Source organism: Streptomyces sp. NPDC048018 (assembly GCF_043202995.1).
In the GTDB taxonomy this organism is placed as follows: domain Bacteria; phylum Actinomycetota; class Actinomycetes; order Streptomycetales; family Streptomycetaceae; genus Streptomyces.
The window spans coordinates 299,533-313,207 of record NZ_JBIDBK010000002.1 but is presented as its reverse complement, the minus strand read 5'-3'; the positions used below and the strand labels follow the sequence as shown (position 1 = coordinate 313,207).

Sequence of the window (13,675 nt, the reverse complement as noted above, 5' to 3'; positions counted from 1 at the left end):
GAGGTCCGCGCGCTCCCGGTGAGGACCGGGAGCGCCGCGCGGCAAGGCATACTCGTACGGGTGAGCACGAGTCCCGAGATCCGCACGCTGCCCGTTCCCGACGGCCTGGAGGGCGAGCGCGTCGACGCCGCCATCTCCCGGATGTTCGGGTTCTCCCGTACGAAGGCGGCCGAGCTGGCCGCCGCAGGCAAGGTCCTGGTCGACGGTTCCGTTGTCGGCAAGTCCGAGCGGGTCAGCGGCGGCGCGTGGCTCGAGGTCGAGATGCCCGGCGCGCCCGCCCCGGTGCAGGTCGTCGCCGAGCCCGTCGAGGGCATGGAGATCGTCCACGACGACGACGACATCGTCGTGATCATGAAGCCGGTCGGCGTCGCCGCCCACCCCAGCCCCGGCTGGACCGGCACCACCGTGATCGGCGGCCTCGCCGCCGCCGGCTACCGGATCTCCACCTCCGGCGCGGCCGAGCGCCAGGGCATCGTGCACCGCCTCGACGTCGGCACCTCCGGACTGATGGTGGTGGCGAAGTCGGAGTACGCGTACACGTCGCTGAAGCGCCAGTTCAAGGAGCGCGTGGTCGACAAGCGCTACCACGCCCTGGTGCAGGGCCACCCGGACCCGCTGAGCGGCACCATCGACGCCCCCATCGGCCGGCACCCGAACCACGACTACAAGTGGGCCGTGACCGCCGACGGCAAGGCGTCCGTGACCCACTACGACCTCATCGAGGCCTACCGGGCCGCCTCGCTGCTCGACATCAAGCTGGAGACGGGCCGCACCCACCAGATCCGGGTGCACATGTCCGCCCACCGCCACCCCTGCGTCGGCGACCTCACCTACGGTGCCGACCCGACGATGGCCAAGCGCCTCGGCCTGACCCGGCAGTGGCTGCACGCCGTCCGGCTCGGCTTCGAGCACCCCGGCGACGGGCAGTGGGTGGAGTTCGCGAGCACCTATCCGGCGGACCTGCAGACCGCCCTGGACCGGATCGCCTCGGAGAGCCGGTGACCGCCGCGTACTCCGTCCGGGAGGCCGTCGGCGACGACGACCGCGACGCCTGCTTCGAGGTGCGCCGTGAGGTCTTCGTCGGCGAGCAGGGCGTGCCGCGCGAGCTGGAGTACGACGCCCACGACGAGACCGCCGTGCACGTGCTCGCCGTCCGGGCCGACGGCGTGCCGCTGGGCACCGGGCGGCTCCTGCATGGCGCGGACGCGACGGCCAAGACCGGCGCCGACGCCTCGGTGGGCTCCCTCGGACGGCTCGCGGTGACCGCCGCGGCACGCGGCCTCGGGGTCGGCGCCGCGGTCGTGCGGGCCATCGAGGACGCGGCGCGCGAGCGCGGGCTCACCGCGGTCGACCTGCACGCGCAGACCCACGCGCTGGGCTTCTACGAGCGGCTGGGATACGTCGCCTACGGCCCCGAGTTCCCGGACGCGGGGATGCCGCACCGGGCCATGCGCCGCACGTTGTAGCGACGTCCGGCAGGGGCGTTCAATGTCAAAAGGGGCGTACGTGACAGGGTAGGGCCGTGGATCAACTGGCCCTCCTGTTCCTGCTGCTCCTCGGCGCCGTCCTGACCGTGCCCCTCGGGGAGCGGCTCGGGCTGCCCGCACCCGTCCTGATGACCCTCGTCGGGATCGTGCTGGCCTACCTGCCGTTCGTACCGAGCGTCGACATCCCGCCCGAGCTCATCCTTCCGCTGGTGCTGCCCCCACTGCTCTACGCGTCGGTCCAGCGCACCTCCTGGCGGCAGTTCGCGGCCAACCGGCGCCCGATCTTCCTGCTCGCCGTGGCCCTGGTCTTCGTCACCACGGCCGCGGTCGGGGCGATCGCCGACGCCCTCGTGCCGGGCATCCCGCTGGCCGCCGCGCTCGCGCTCGGCGCCCTGGTCGCGCCGCCCGACCCGGTCGCGGCCACCGCGGTCGCCGGTTCGCTGGGCCTGCCCCGCCGCCTGGTGTCGATCCTGGAGGGCGAGGGACTCTTCAACGACGTCACCGCGATCGTGCTGTACCACGTCGCGATCACCGCGGTGGTGACCGGGAGGTTCTCCTGGCCCGAGGCGCTGGCCGAGCTGGTCCTGTCCGCCGTCGTCGCCGTCGTCGTCGGCCTCGTCCTCGGCTGGGCCACCAACAAGCTGATGGGCTTCCTCGGCGACGCCACCCTGCAGACCGGGCTCACCCTCCTCGTGCCGTTCGTCTCCTACGTCATCGCCGAGGAGCTGCACGGATCCGGCGTGCTCGCCGTCCTGATCACCGCGCTCTTCCTGGCCGAGCACGCCGTCGACGCCGACGACGTGATGGGGCGGCTCGCCGGGCAGACCTTCTGGGAGGTCGTCGACACCCTCGTCACCGGCATCGCCTTCGGCCTCATCGGCCTGGAGCTGGTCCACGTCTTCGGGGTGGCCGAGGGGCGCGGCGGCCAGATGCTCGGCTGGGGCGCGGCGGTCGTCGGGGTCGTGGTCGTGGTCCGGCTGCTGTGGCTGCTGCCGGCGACCTGGCTGGCGAAGCGGCTGCACGACCGCCGGGACGTCGCCGAGGAGATCCCGATGAGCTGGCGGGAGACCGTCGTCATGTGGTGGGCCGGGATGCGCGGGGTGGCCTCGGTGGCGCTGGCGCTCGCCATCCCGCTCCGTACGGACGACGGCGCGCCCTTCCCCGGCCGGGACGAGCTGATCTTCATCGCCTTCTGCGTGATCCTCGGGACGCTCGTGGTGCAGGGGCTCACCCTGCCCCGGCTGGTGAAGCGGCTGGGGGTGAAGGCGGACACGGATGCCGAGCGGGCCTTCGAGCGCGAGCTGGCGACCCGGGCGGCGAGGGCGGCCAAGCACCGCCTGAAGGAGATCGAGGAGATGGAGGAGCTGCCCGAGGAGGTCGCCGAGCGGCTGCAGCGCGGGGCCTTCGACATCGGGGCGCGGATCAGCCCGGACCTGGTGGACGAGGAGCGGCGGGCCGCGTTCCGGGAGCGGGTCGACCGGGTGAAGAAGGTCCAGCAGGTCCAGCGGGAGATGATGTCGGCGGCGCGGCACGCGGTCCTCTCGGCGCGCAGCGAGCCCGGCGCCGACCCCGAGGTGGTCGACCGGGTGCTGCGCGAGCTGGACGTGCGCAGCATGCGCTGAGCAGGGCGCCCCGGGGCCGGGTGGGAGGATGGGCCGCATGGACATCATGCTTCTCCACTCGGTCTACGGGCTGACCCCTTCCGTCGAGGCCGCCGCCGAGCGGCTGCGGGCCGCCGGGCACCGGGTCTGGACCCCGGACCTCTTCGACGGGCGGACGGTGGGGACCGTCGAAGAGGGTGTGGCGCTCCGGGACGAGATCGGCAAGGACGAGCTGCTGAAGCGCGCGGTCATGGCCGCCGCGCCCTACTCGGAGCGCGGCCTGGTCTACATGGGCCTCTCGCTCGGGGCCTCGGTCGCGCAGACCCTGGCGCTGGGGGACGAGAAGGCGCGCGGGCTGCTGCTGTTCCACGGCACCTCGGACATCGCGGAGTCGGCCTCGGTGGACGACCTGCCGGTCCAGCTGCACGTGGCCGAGCCCGACCCGTTCGAGACGGACGACTGGCTGTCGTCCTGGTACCTGCAGATGCGCAGGGCCGGCGCGGACGTGGAGATCTACCGCTACCGCGGCGCCGGTCACCTCTACACCGACCCCGAGCTCCCGGACTGGGACGCGGAGGCGGCGGAGCGCACGTGGACGGCGGCGCTGGGCTTCCTCGACAGCCTGTAGGGCCGGAGGCGGAAAGGGGTGTGGCCCCCGGGGAGTCCCCGGAGGCCACACCGCTGTGTCCGGACGGTGCGTCAGGCGCGGTACGCGGTCCAGGAGTCGTTCATGCGGGTCACCTGGCCCGACGTGAACTGGTACATGCAGGAGTCGTACGTGTAGTCCATGAAGTTGTGGATGGGGTCCACACCGGTCTTGTTGGTGCAGGAGTCACGGCCGGTCGGGCACTCGAACGCGGCGCTCTTCTCGGCCGGGGTGTCGGAGACGTAGTCGCCGTTGCCGGAGCAGCCGCCCTGGAAGGTGTGGTAGAGGCCCATCCAGTGGCCGACCTCGTGGGTGGCGGTGTCGCCCTGGTTGTAGTTGGCGGCGGAGCCGCCCGGCAGCGAGGCGTCGAGGATGACGACGCCGTCCATCTTCGGGCTGGACTTGTACGAGGACGGGAAGGTCGCCCAGCCGAGCAGGCCGCCGCCGAGGTTGGCGGTGTAGATGTTGAGCGCGTTCGCGCCGCCCTTGCGGAGCGCCGTCTTCATCTGCGTCTCGGCGGTGCTGCCGTCGGACAGGTTGTACCAGGTGGCGTTGTCCGTGTAGTCGGTCGAGACCAGCGAGAACTGGAAGCCCGAGTTCACGTTGCCGGTGCCCTGGCCCGCGTACGCGGCGTTGAGGACGGCGATCTGGTTGCTGACGGCCGTGGCGCTGAGCTTGCCCGTGGTGCCGCTGTGGATGACGTGGAAGTACACGGGGATGGTGACCGTGGCGGCCGCGGTGCCGGCGGCGGCGCTCGCGCGGCCGGAGACCCGGGCCTCCGACACTCTCTTCTTGAGGTCCGCGTCCATGGCCTTGGCCTGGGCGGCGGTGACCTCGTTCGGCTCCGCCTCGGTGGCGCTGCCCTTGGCCTTGCGGGCGCCGGAGAGGGCGGCGGCGTCGTCCGCGCACTTCTCGGCGGAGGCCAGGGTGGTCGTGGCCGGGGCGGCCGCCGGGGCGGACAGCGGGGCCAGGGCCAGGGTTCCGGCCATGACGGCGGTGCCGAGCATACGACGTGTCATACGCGGCGATATACGGACAAGAGCGCGCACGGGGTGACTCCTCGCGGGGGGTGGGGGGAGGTACTTCCTCGCCACTGGCCGGGAGATTACGCGTCCATGTCACATGTGGTTGAGGATTGATCAAGCCCAATCATTCAGGGGGCAAATCGGTGCATCGGGAAGAAAAACTTGCGCCGATTCCGGAGTTTGAGACGTGGGCGTAACAGAAGAGAAGCCGAAGGCGGGTGGTGTGTCCGGTTTCGATCTCCCGAACTCGCCACCCGCCGTAGCCATGTGATCTCCCGTTAACAAAACGGATCATGGCCGAAAATAGCTGCCGGGGCCCCCGGCAGGATGCGTCAGCGCACCGGCTGGTACACCCGCTCGACGCGCTGCGTTCCGTTGAGCGTGCGGTACGAACGCGCCCAGGACGCGGAGGCGTCGCGGTCCGCACGGTCGGAGAGCGTGTAGTAGTCCATCTGCGAGCGCTCGGCCGTCACGTCGAGCACGCCGTAGCCGTGGTGGTCCATGTCCACCCACTTCACGTGGCGGTTGGCGGCCTTGATCGCACCCGCCGCCACCACGGAGAGGGTGCCCGGCGCCACGTGCAGCATGTCGTCCAGGTTGTCCGAGGTCACCGAGGTCACCACGAACTCCGTCGCGGCCGAGGCGGACAGCGGGTAGGTCGCCGCCTTCACCGGCACGTCGTTGGCCCAGGCCATGTGGATGTCGCCGGTCAGGAACACCGTGTTGCGGATGCCCCGGTCCGTCAGGTGCTTCAGCAGCTCCTTGCGGTCGTCCGTGTACCCGTCCCACTGGTCGACGTTCACGGCGAGGCCGCCCTGCGGCAGGCCCAGCAACTCGGCCAGCGGGCCGAGGAGATCGGCCGGCAGCGCACCGAAGGCCACCGGCGAGATCATCACCGAGGTGCCCACCAGCTGCCAGGTCGCGTCCGAGGAGGCGAGCCCGGCCTTCAGCCAGTCCAGCTGGGCCCGCCCGGTGATGGTGCGCTCCGGGTCGTCCACCTTGCCGCTGCCCACGCCCGCCTGCTGCGAGCGGAAGGAGCGCAGGTCCAGCAGATGCAGGTCGGCCAGGCGGCCGAACCGCAGCCGCCGGTAGACCGTCCCCTCGGTGGAGGTGCGCACCGGCATCCACTCGAAGTACGCCTGCTTGGCCGCCGCCACCCGCTCCGCCCAGACGCCCTCGGCGTCCGGGGTGTGGTTCTCCGCCCCGCCCGACCAGGCGTCGTTGGCGAACTCGTGGTCGTCCCAGATGGCGACGATCGGGTGCGCCGCGTGCAGCGCCTGCAGGTCGGCGTCGGTCTTGTACGTGGCGTGCCGCAGGCGGTAGTCGGCCAGCGCGACGATCTCGTGCGCCGGCTGGTGCTGCCGGACGGTGTACTTCGCCTCCGGGTAGGCGCCGGCGGCGTACTCGTAGATGTAGTCGCCGAGGTGGAGGATCGCGTCCAGGTCCGTACGGGCGGCCAGGTGCCGGTACGCGGAGAAGTAGCCGGCCTCCCAGTTGGCGCAGGAGACCACGCCGAAGCGGATCCCGGGCGCGGCCGAGTCGACGGCGGGTGCGGTGCGGGTGCGGCCGGCGGGGGAGACGGTGCCGCCCGAGGTGAAGCGGAACCAGTAGGGCGTGGCCGGGTGGAGGCCGCGTACGTCCACCTTCACGGTGTGGTCGGAGGAGGCGGAGGCGACGACGGTGCCGCTCGCCACGGTCCGGGCGAAGGAGCGGTCCTCGGCCAGCTCCCAGCCGACCGGGACGTCGGCGCCCCGGCCGGAGCCGGGGGTGGCGTCGGGGGTGGGGGTGACGCGCGTCCAGAGCAGGACGCCGTCGGGCAGCGGGTCGCCGGAGGCGACTCCGTGGAGGAAGGAGGGTGCCCCGGCGTCCGCGAGCGCGGGCGAGGCGATGGCCGCCAGGGCCGGCGCGGCGACGGCGGTCACGGCGGCGGCCTTCACGACGGTGCGGCGGCTGGGAGCTGATATCAGGTCACGACTGGTCACGGACCGTCAGATTACTGACCGGTACTCGGAAAGGGCAGTCCCCTGCGCAAAGTTCGCCGAAGCTTCCTCGGACGTTCGTGCGATCCGGCCCCGGCTCCCCTGCGCCCCGGCTCCCCTGCGCCCCGGCTCCTGTGCCCCGGCCCCGCCGGGGCCGGGGCACAGGCGGAGGTCAGCCCTTGAGCGCCTTCGTCAGCGCGGTGTTGAAGTCGTCCACCGTCAGCGGCGGGTTCTTGCTGCCCTCGGCGGTCAGCGTCTCGCCGTCCATCTTCAGCGTCGGCGTGCCCGTGACACCGCTCTTGTCGAAGGTCTTCGACATCCTCATCGCCCAGGCGTCGAAGGTGCCGCTCTCGACGTTCTTCCTGAACTCCGCGTTGCCCTTCAGGGCGGGCACGGAGTCCGCCACCTCCAGGAGGTAGGAGTCCTTGGCGAACTTGTCCTGGCTCTCCTCCGGGTGGAACCGGGTCGAGTAGAGCGCCGCCTTGTACTTCAGGAAGGCCTCCGGGCTCACGTCGAGCGCCGCGCCCAGCGCCGACAGGGCGTTCTTCGAGCCCTCGCCCTGGTCGGCGTTGTCGATGAACGTGGCGCCCACGTACTTCAGCTTGTACTTGCCGTCGGCGACGTCCTTCTCGACCGTGGCGCCCACGCCCTGCTCGAAGGTCGCGCACACCGGGCAGCGCGAGTCCTCGAAGATCTCCAGGGTCTTCTTCGCCTCGGGCTTGCCGACGACGACGGTGGTGCCGTCCTGGCCCTCGGTGTTCTTCGGGGCGGCGACGCTCTTCGCGTCCGCCGCCGCCTCCCAGTGGGAGGGCTTGCCGGCCTGCACGACGGCGTAGCCGATGCCGCCGGCGAGCGCGAGGACGGCGACCGCCGTGCCGGCCACGACGAGCCGGCGGCGGGCCTTCTCCTTCCGGGCCTGCTTCTCACGTTCGACCCGCAGCCGCTCGCGGGCGGCTGCCTTGTTGGCCTGGCTGTTGCGCTTGCTCATGGGTGTGCACTCCGTGAAGACGAGAAAAATGGCGGGATACGCGTGCTGCTCAGACGAGGGCGAGCGCGGGCGCGACGGCCGGGGCCGAGCGCCTGAGGCTCGCGCAGCACGGCGGTCCACGCCGTCCCACGGAGTGCACGAGCAGCCGGGCTCGCGACCGGCGCGGCCGGCCGGCGACGTGCCCGGCGCGCCGCGGGAGGGGCCCCGCGGCGCGGAAGAACGCCGCCACGAGCAGCAGCGGACGGAAGGCGAAGGCGACGGCCGCCCGCAGCAGCCGGGCCAGCGCCCGCTCCCCGCCCCACAGCCAGGAGGCCGCCGCGAGCCCGACCGCCACATGGGCGGCGAGCAGCAGCCAGGGCACGGCCGGGTCGGGAGAGGACAGCAGGGCCGCCGCGGTCCCGGTCCCGGGAGTCGCCACGCCCGGCAGCGGAGTGCCGACCGCGCCGCCGCACAGGGCGTCCATGTCGAGCCCCACCGCGCGCAGCGAACCGGCGACCGGGCCGCCGGCGGGGCCGTAGCAGGCCGCCTGACCGCTGGTGAAGAGCGTGTCGGCGGCCAGCTCCAGCGGAACGAGCAGCCCGGCGATCGGGCCGAAGCCCCGCTCGCGGCCGGCCAGGGCGTACGCCACGGCGAAGACGGCCACCGCGACCGGGCCGACCGTCCCCAGCGGCAGCGGAACGCCGGACAGCAGGACGTGCGAGGCCACGGACAGCGTGACGGCCAGTGCCGTGAAGAACGCCGCCCGGAGGGCTCTCAGCTGGGTGTCTGCCATGTCCATCGCCGTGGAAGTGTCCCACGCCCGGCCGTAAGGCGTCCCTAAGGCCGAGCTGTGAGACCGTTTCCGCCCCCGCCTACAGGCCCGGGATGCGTCCGTTGCGGAACAGGTCCACGAAGATCTGGTGGTCGGCACGCGCGCGTGCGCCGTAGGCGTGCGCGAAGTCCACCAGGAGCTCGGTGAAGCCCTCCTCGTCGGCCGCGATCGCCGCGTCGATGGCCCGCTCGGTGGAGAACGGCACCAGGGACTGGCCGCTGGAGTCGTCCGCCGCCGCGTGCATGGCCGCGGTCGCCCGGCCGAGGTCGGCGACGGTCGCGGCGATCTCCTCCGGGTCGTCGATGTCCGACCAGTCCAGGTCCACCGCGTACGGCGAGACCTCGGCGACCAGCTGCCCGGCCCCGTCGAGCTCGGTCCAGCCCAGCCACGGGTCGGCGTGCGCCTGCAGCGCCCGCTGCGAGATCACGGTCCGGTGGCCCTCGTGCCGGAAGTAGCCCCGCACCGCCGCGTCCGTCACATGGCGCGACACCGCCGGCGTCTGCCCCTGCTTCATGTAGATGACGACGTCGTTCTCCAGGGCGTCGCTGTTGCCCTCCAGCAGGATGTTGTACGAGGGGAGGCCGGCCGAGCCGATGCCGATCCCGCGCCGGCCGACGACGTCCTTCACCCGGTACGAGTCCGGGCGGGCCAGGCTCGACTCCGGCAGCGTCTCCAGGTAGGCGTCGAAGGCGGCGAGGACCTTGTAGCGGGTGGCCGCGTCCAGATCCACGGAGCCGCCGCCCCCGCTGAAGCGGCGCTCGAAGTCACGGATCTCGGTCATCGAGTCGAGCAGGCCGAAGCGGGTAAGCGAGCGCGCCTCGCGCAGCGCGCCGAGCAGCGGGCCCTCGGCGGTGTCCAGCGTGAAGGGCGGGATCTCGTCGTTCTTCGTGCCGGTGGCGAGGTCGTGGATCCGCTCCCGGTAGGCGGCCGCGCAGACCTTCACCAGCCCGGTGATCTGCTCGTCGCTGAGCGCCTTCGCGTAGCCGATCAGGGCGAGCGAGGCGGCGAGCCGCTTGAGGTCCCAGGTGAAGGGGCCGACGTACGCCTCGTCGAAGTCGTTGACGTTGAAGATCAGCCGCCCGTTGGCGTCCATGTAGGTGCCGAAGTTCTCGGCGTGCAGATCGCCGTGGATCCACACCCGGCCGGTGCGCTCGTCCAGGAACGGGCCGCCGTGCGCCTCGCGCTCCAGGTCCTGGTAGAAGAGGCAGGCGGTGCCGCGGTAGAAGGCGAAGGCGGAGCCGGCCATCTTCCGGAACTTGACCTTGAAGGCGGCCGGGTCGGCCGCGAGCAGCTCGCCGAAGGCGGTGTCGAAGACGGTGAGGATCTGCTCACCGCGCTCGGTGGCGGTGGGCTGGGGTACCGACATCGCAGGTGCCTCCTGGTGCGCGATCCGGCACGGGGAGTGGCCGGAACTGGTGCATGACAAATGGGACAGGTGTTCCCTGACTCCCAACGCGCGACCGTACCGCCGAGTGCCCGGCGACTGTCAGTCGCGCGACGTAGACTTCCACGCTGTCCCCCCAGGAATTCATCGGAGGCTCCCCACCGTGACCAGGCCGCCCTTCACGCACCTCCACGTCCACACCCAGTACTCCCTGCTGGACGGTGCCGCGCGGCTGAAGGACATGTTCAACGCGTGCAACGAGATGGGCATGACCCATATCGCCATGTCCGACCACGGCAACCTGCACGGCGCCTACGACTTCTTCCACTCGGCCAAGAAGGCCGGTGTGACGCCGATCATCGGCATCGAGGCCTACGTCGCCCCCGAGTCCCGGCGGAACAAGCGGAAGATCCAGTGGGGCCAGCCCCACCAGAAGCGGGACGACGTCTCCGGCTCCGGCGGTTACACCCACAAGACCATCTGGGCGGCGAACGCCACCGGCCTGCACAACCTCTTCCGGCTCTCCTCCGACGCCTACGCCGAGGGCTGGCTGCAGAAGTGGCCGCGGATGGACAAGGAGACCATCTCGCAGTGGTCGGAGGGCCTGATCGCCTCCACCGGCTGCCCCTCCGGCGAGCTCCAGACGCGACTGCGTCTCGGCCAGTTCGACGAGGCACTGAAGTCCGCCTCGGAGTACCAGGACATCTTCGGCAAGGACCGCTACTTCCTGGAGCTGATGGACCACGGCATCGAGATCGAGCGCCGGGTCCGCGACGGCCTCCTGGAGATCGGCAAGAAGCTCGGCATCCCGCCGCTGGTCACCAACGACTCGCACTACACCTACGCGCACGAGGCCACCGCCCACGACGCCCTGCTGTGCATCCAGACCGGCAAGAACCTCTCGGACCCGGACCGCTTCAAGTTCGACGGCACCGGCTACTACCTGAAGTCCACCGACGAGATGTACGCCATCGACTCCTCGGACGCCTGGCAGGAGGGCTGCGCGAACACGCAGCTCGTCGCCGACCAGATCGACGTCACCGGGATGTTCGAGCCGCGGAACCTGATGCCGAAGTTCGACATCCCCGAGGGCTACACCGAGGTCACCTGGTTCCGCGAGGAGACCATGCGGGGCATGCACCGCCGCTTCCCCGACGGCATCCCCGAGGACCGCATGAAGCAGGTCGAGTACGAGATGGACACGATCATCTCGATGGGCTTCCCGGGCTACTTCCTCGTCGTTGCCGACTTCATCATGTGGGCGAAGAGCCAGGGCATCGCCGTGGGCCCGGGCCGAGGCTCCGCGGCCGGCTCGATCGTCGCCTACGCCATGGGCATCACCGACCTCGACCCCATCCCGCACGGCCTGATCTTCGAGCGCTTCCTCAACCCCGAGCGCATCTCGATGCCCGATGTCGACATCGACTTCGACGAGCGCCGGCGCGTCGAGGTGATCCGGTACGTGACCGAGAAGTACGGCGCCGACAAGGTCGCCATGATCGGCACGTACGGCAAGATCAAGGCCAAGAACGCGATCAAGGACTCCGCGCGCGTCCTCGGCTACCCGTACGCGATGGGCGACCGGCTCACCAAGGCCATGCCCGCCGACGTCCTCGGCAAGGGCATCGACCTCGACGGCATCACCAATCCCGCCCACCCGCGCTACAGCGAGGCGGGCGAGATCCGGGCCATGTACGAGAACGAGCCCGACGTGAAGAAGGTGATCGACACCGCCAAGGGCGTCGAGGGCCTCGTCCGGCAGATGGGCGTGCACGCCGCCGGCGTGATCATGTCCAGCGAGCCGATCGTCGACCACGCCCCGATCTGGGTGCGGCACACGGACGGCGTGACCATCACGCAGTGGGACTATCCGCAGTGCGAGTCGCTCGGCCTGCTGAAGATGGACTTCCTGGGCCTGCGGAACCTGACCATCATGGACGACGCCGTCAAGATGGTGAAGGCCAACAAGGGCATCGACCTCGACCTCCTGGCCCTGCCGCTGGACGACCCGAAGACCTTCGAACTGCTCCAGCGCGGTGACACCCTCGGCGTCTTCCAGTTCGACGGCGGCCCCATGCGGTCCCTGCTGCGGCTGATGAAGCCCGACAACTTCGAAGACATCTCCGCCGTGTCCGCGCTCTACCGCCCGGGCCCGATGGGCATGAACTCGCACACGAACTACGCCCTGCGCAAGAACAAGCAGCAGGAGATCACCCCGATCCACCCGGAGCTGGAGGAGCCCCTCAGGGAGGTCCTCGACGTCACCTACGGCCTGATCGTGTACCAGGAGCAGGTGCAGAAGGCCGCCCAGATCATCGCCGGCTACTCGCTCGGCGAGGCCGACATCCTCCGCCGCGTCATGGGCAAGAAGAAGCCCGACGAACTGGCGAAGAACTTCACCATCTTCCAGGCCGGTGCCAAGAAGAACGGCTACAGCGACGAGGCCATCCAGGCCCTGTGGGACGTCCTGGTCCCCTTCGCCGGCTACGCCTTCAACAAGGCGCACTCCGCCGCGTACGGCCTGGTCTCCTACTGGACCGCCTATCTGAAGGCGAACTACCCCGCCGAGTACATGGCGGGCCTGCTGACGTCGGTCAAGGACGACAAGGACAAGTCCGCCGTCTATCTGAACGAGTGCCGCCGCATGGGCATCAAGGTGCTCCCGCCGAACGTCAACGAGTCCGAGTCGAACTTCGCCGCCCAGGGCGACGACGTGATCCTCTTCGGCCTCACCGCCGTCCGCAACGTCGGCTCCAACGTCGTCGAGTCGATCATCAAGACGCGCAAGAGCAAGGGGAAGTACAGCTCCTTCCCCGACTTCCTCGACAAGGTCGAGGCCGTGGTCTGCAACAAGCGCACCGTCGAGTCGCTGATCAAGGCCGGCGCCTTCGACACCATGGGCCACACCCGCAAGGGCCTGGTCGCCCAGCACGAGCCCATGATCGACACCGTCGTGGCGGTCAAGCGCAAGGAGGCCGAGGGGCAGTTCGACCTCTTCGGCGGCATGGGCGACGAGGACAGCAGCGAGCCCGGCTTCGGCCTGGACGTCGAGTTCTCCGACGTCGAGTGGGAGAAGACCTATCTCCTCGCCCAGGAGCGCGAGATGCTCGGCCTCTACGTCTCCGACCACCCGCTCTTCGGTCTGGAGCACGTCCTCTCCGACAAGACGGACGCCGGCATCTCCCAGCTCACCGGCGGCGAGCACGCGGACGGCGCGGTCGTCACCATCGGCGGCATCATCTCCGGCCTCCAGCGGAAGATGACCAAGCAGGGCAACGCCTGGGCCATCGCCACGGTGGAGGACCTGGCCGGTTCCATCGAGTGCATGTTCTTCCCCGCCACCTACCAGCTGGTCTCCACCCAGCTGGTCGAGGACGCGGTCGTCTTCGTCAAGGGCCGGCTCGACAAGCGCGAGGACATCCCGCGGCTCGTCGCCATGGAGCTGATGGTCCCCGACCTATCCCACGCCGGCACCAACGCGCCGGTCGTCCTCACCATCCCGACGGTCAAGGTGACCCCGCCGATGATCAGCCGGCTCGGTGAGATCCTGCAGCACCACAAGGGCAACACCGAGGTGCGGATCAAGCTCCAGGGCCCGCGCTCGACCACCGTCCTGCGGCTCGACCGGCACCGGGTGCAGGCCGACCCGGCGCTCTTCGGCGACCTGAAGGTGCTGCTCGGCCCGTCCTGTCTGGCCGGCTGAGCACCGGAGCCCCACGCGCAAGGGGCGCGCCCGTCGTCACGGGCGCGCCCC

The 13,675-nt window shown here is 70.6% G+C and carries 10 protein-coding genes; 5 read left to right on the top strand and 5 right to left on the bottom strand.

What is annotated here, in order from left to right:
• The first annotated feature begins 60 nt into the window (after positions 1–60).
• Genes ACGF1Z_RS07260 through ACGF1Z_RS07245 form a run of 4 tightly spaced genes read left to right on the top strand, consistent with a single transcriptional unit; the run spans position 61 to position 3,716 of the window.
• Complete coding sequence (locus tag ACGF1Z_RS07260) at positions 61–1,002, top strand: RluA family pseudouridine synthase (RefSeq protein WP_393000905.1); 942 nt, start codon at positions 61–63, stop codon at positions 1,000–1,002.
• Positions 999–1,466 carry a GNAT family N-acetyltransferase gene (locus ACGF1Z_RS07255; protein ID WP_393000903.1) on the top strand — a complete coding sequence of 156 codons (468 nt, stop codon included), beginning with the start codon at positions 999–1,001 and terminating at the stop codon, positions 1,464–1,466. Before ACGF1Z_RS07260 ends, ACGF1Z_RS07255 begins: the two co-directional genes overlap by 4 nt.
• 56 nt (positions 1,467–1,522) lie before the next feature.
• A complete protein-coding gene (locus ACGF1Z_RS07250) occupies positions 1,523–3,109 on the top strand; it encodes a Na+/H+ antiporter (protein WP_393000901.1) in 1,587 nt (528 codons plus the stop codon).
• A gap of 28 nt (positions 3,110–3,137) precedes the next feature.
• Positions 3,138–3,716 carry a dienelactone hydrolase family protein gene (locus ACGF1Z_RS07245; RefSeq protein ID WP_393000899.1) on the top strand — a complete coding sequence of 193 codons (579 nt, stop codon included), beginning with the start codon at positions 3,138–3,140 and terminating at the stop codon, positions 3,714–3,716.
• Positions 3,717–3,787: 71 nt separating this feature from the next.
• Here ACGF1Z_RS07245 and ACGF1Z_RS07240 read toward each other — a convergent pair whose 3' ends face one another.
• From ACGF1Z_RS07240 to ACGF1Z_RS07220, 5 genes are all read right to left on the bottom strand, one after another.
• Positions 3,788–4,753: a zinc metalloprotease gene (locus ACGF1Z_RS07240; protein ID WP_393000897.1), complete on the bottom strand. Its 966-nt coding sequence runs from the start codon at positions 4,751–4,753 to the stop codon at positions 3,788–3,790.
• A 338-nt stretch (positions 4,754–5,091) separates the two neighbouring features.
• Positions 5,092–6,741 carry an alkaline phosphatase D family protein gene (locus ACGF1Z_RS07235; protein WP_393000895.1) on the bottom strand — a complete coding sequence of 550 codons (1,650 nt, stop codon included), beginning with the start codon at positions 6,739–6,741 and terminating at the stop codon, positions 5,092–5,094.
• A gap of 169 nt (positions 6,742–6,910) precedes the next feature.
• On the bottom strand, positions 6,911–7,726 hold the full coding sequence (locus ACGF1Z_RS07230) for a DsbA family protein (RefSeq protein ID WP_393000893.1): 816 nt from the start codon (positions 7,724–7,726) through the stop codon (positions 6,911–6,913).
• 49 nt (positions 7,727–7,775) lie between these two features.
• Positions 7,776–8,504, bottom strand: coding sequence for a hypothetical protein (locus ACGF1Z_RS07225; RefSeq protein ID WP_393000891.1), 729 nt, complete (start codon positions 8,502–8,504; stop codon positions 7,776–7,778).
• A gap of 73 nt (positions 8,505–8,577) precedes the next feature.
• Complete coding sequence (locus ACGF1Z_RS07220) at positions 8,578–9,903, bottom strand: DUF2252 domain-containing protein (protein WP_393000889.1); 1,326 nt, start codon at positions 9,901–9,903, stop codon at positions 8,578–8,580.
• 181 nt (positions 9,904–10,084) lie between these two features.
• Between ACGF1Z_RS07220 and dnaE the strand changes: the two genes are divergently transcribed.
• On the top strand, positions 10,085–13,624 hold the full coding sequence (dnaE, locus tag ACGF1Z_RS07215; RefSeq protein WP_393000887.1) for a DNA polymerase III subunit alpha: 3,540 nt from the start codon (positions 10,085–10,087) through the stop codon (positions 13,622–13,624).
• The last annotated feature ends 51 nt before the right edge of the window (positions 13,625–13,675 follow it).

What these genes read in the sequence shown, in the direction of transcription:
- ACGF1Z_RS07230 (WP_393000893.1), bottom strand. Translation starts at nt 7,726, where the DNA reads ATGAGCAAGCGCAACAGCCAGGCCAACAAGGCAGCCGCCCGCGAGCGG.
- ACGF1Z_RS07240 (WP_393000897.1), bottom strand. Translation starts at nt 4,753, where the DNA reads ATGACACGTCGTATGCTCGGCACCGCCGTCATGGCCGGAACCCTGGCC.
- ACGF1Z_RS07225 (WP_393000891.1), bottom strand. Translation starts at nt 8,504, where the DNA reads ATGGACATGGCAGACACCCAGCTGAGAGCCCTCCGGGCGGCGTTCTTC.
- ACGF1Z_RS07245 (WP_393000899.1), top strand. Translation starts at nt 3,138, where the DNA reads ATGGGCCGCATGGACATCATGCTTCTCCACTCGGTCTACGGGCTGACC.
- ACGF1Z_RS07220 (WP_393000889.1), bottom strand. Translation starts at nt 9,903, where the DNA reads ATGTCGGTACCCCAGCCCACCGCCACCGAGCGCGGTGAGCAGATCCTC.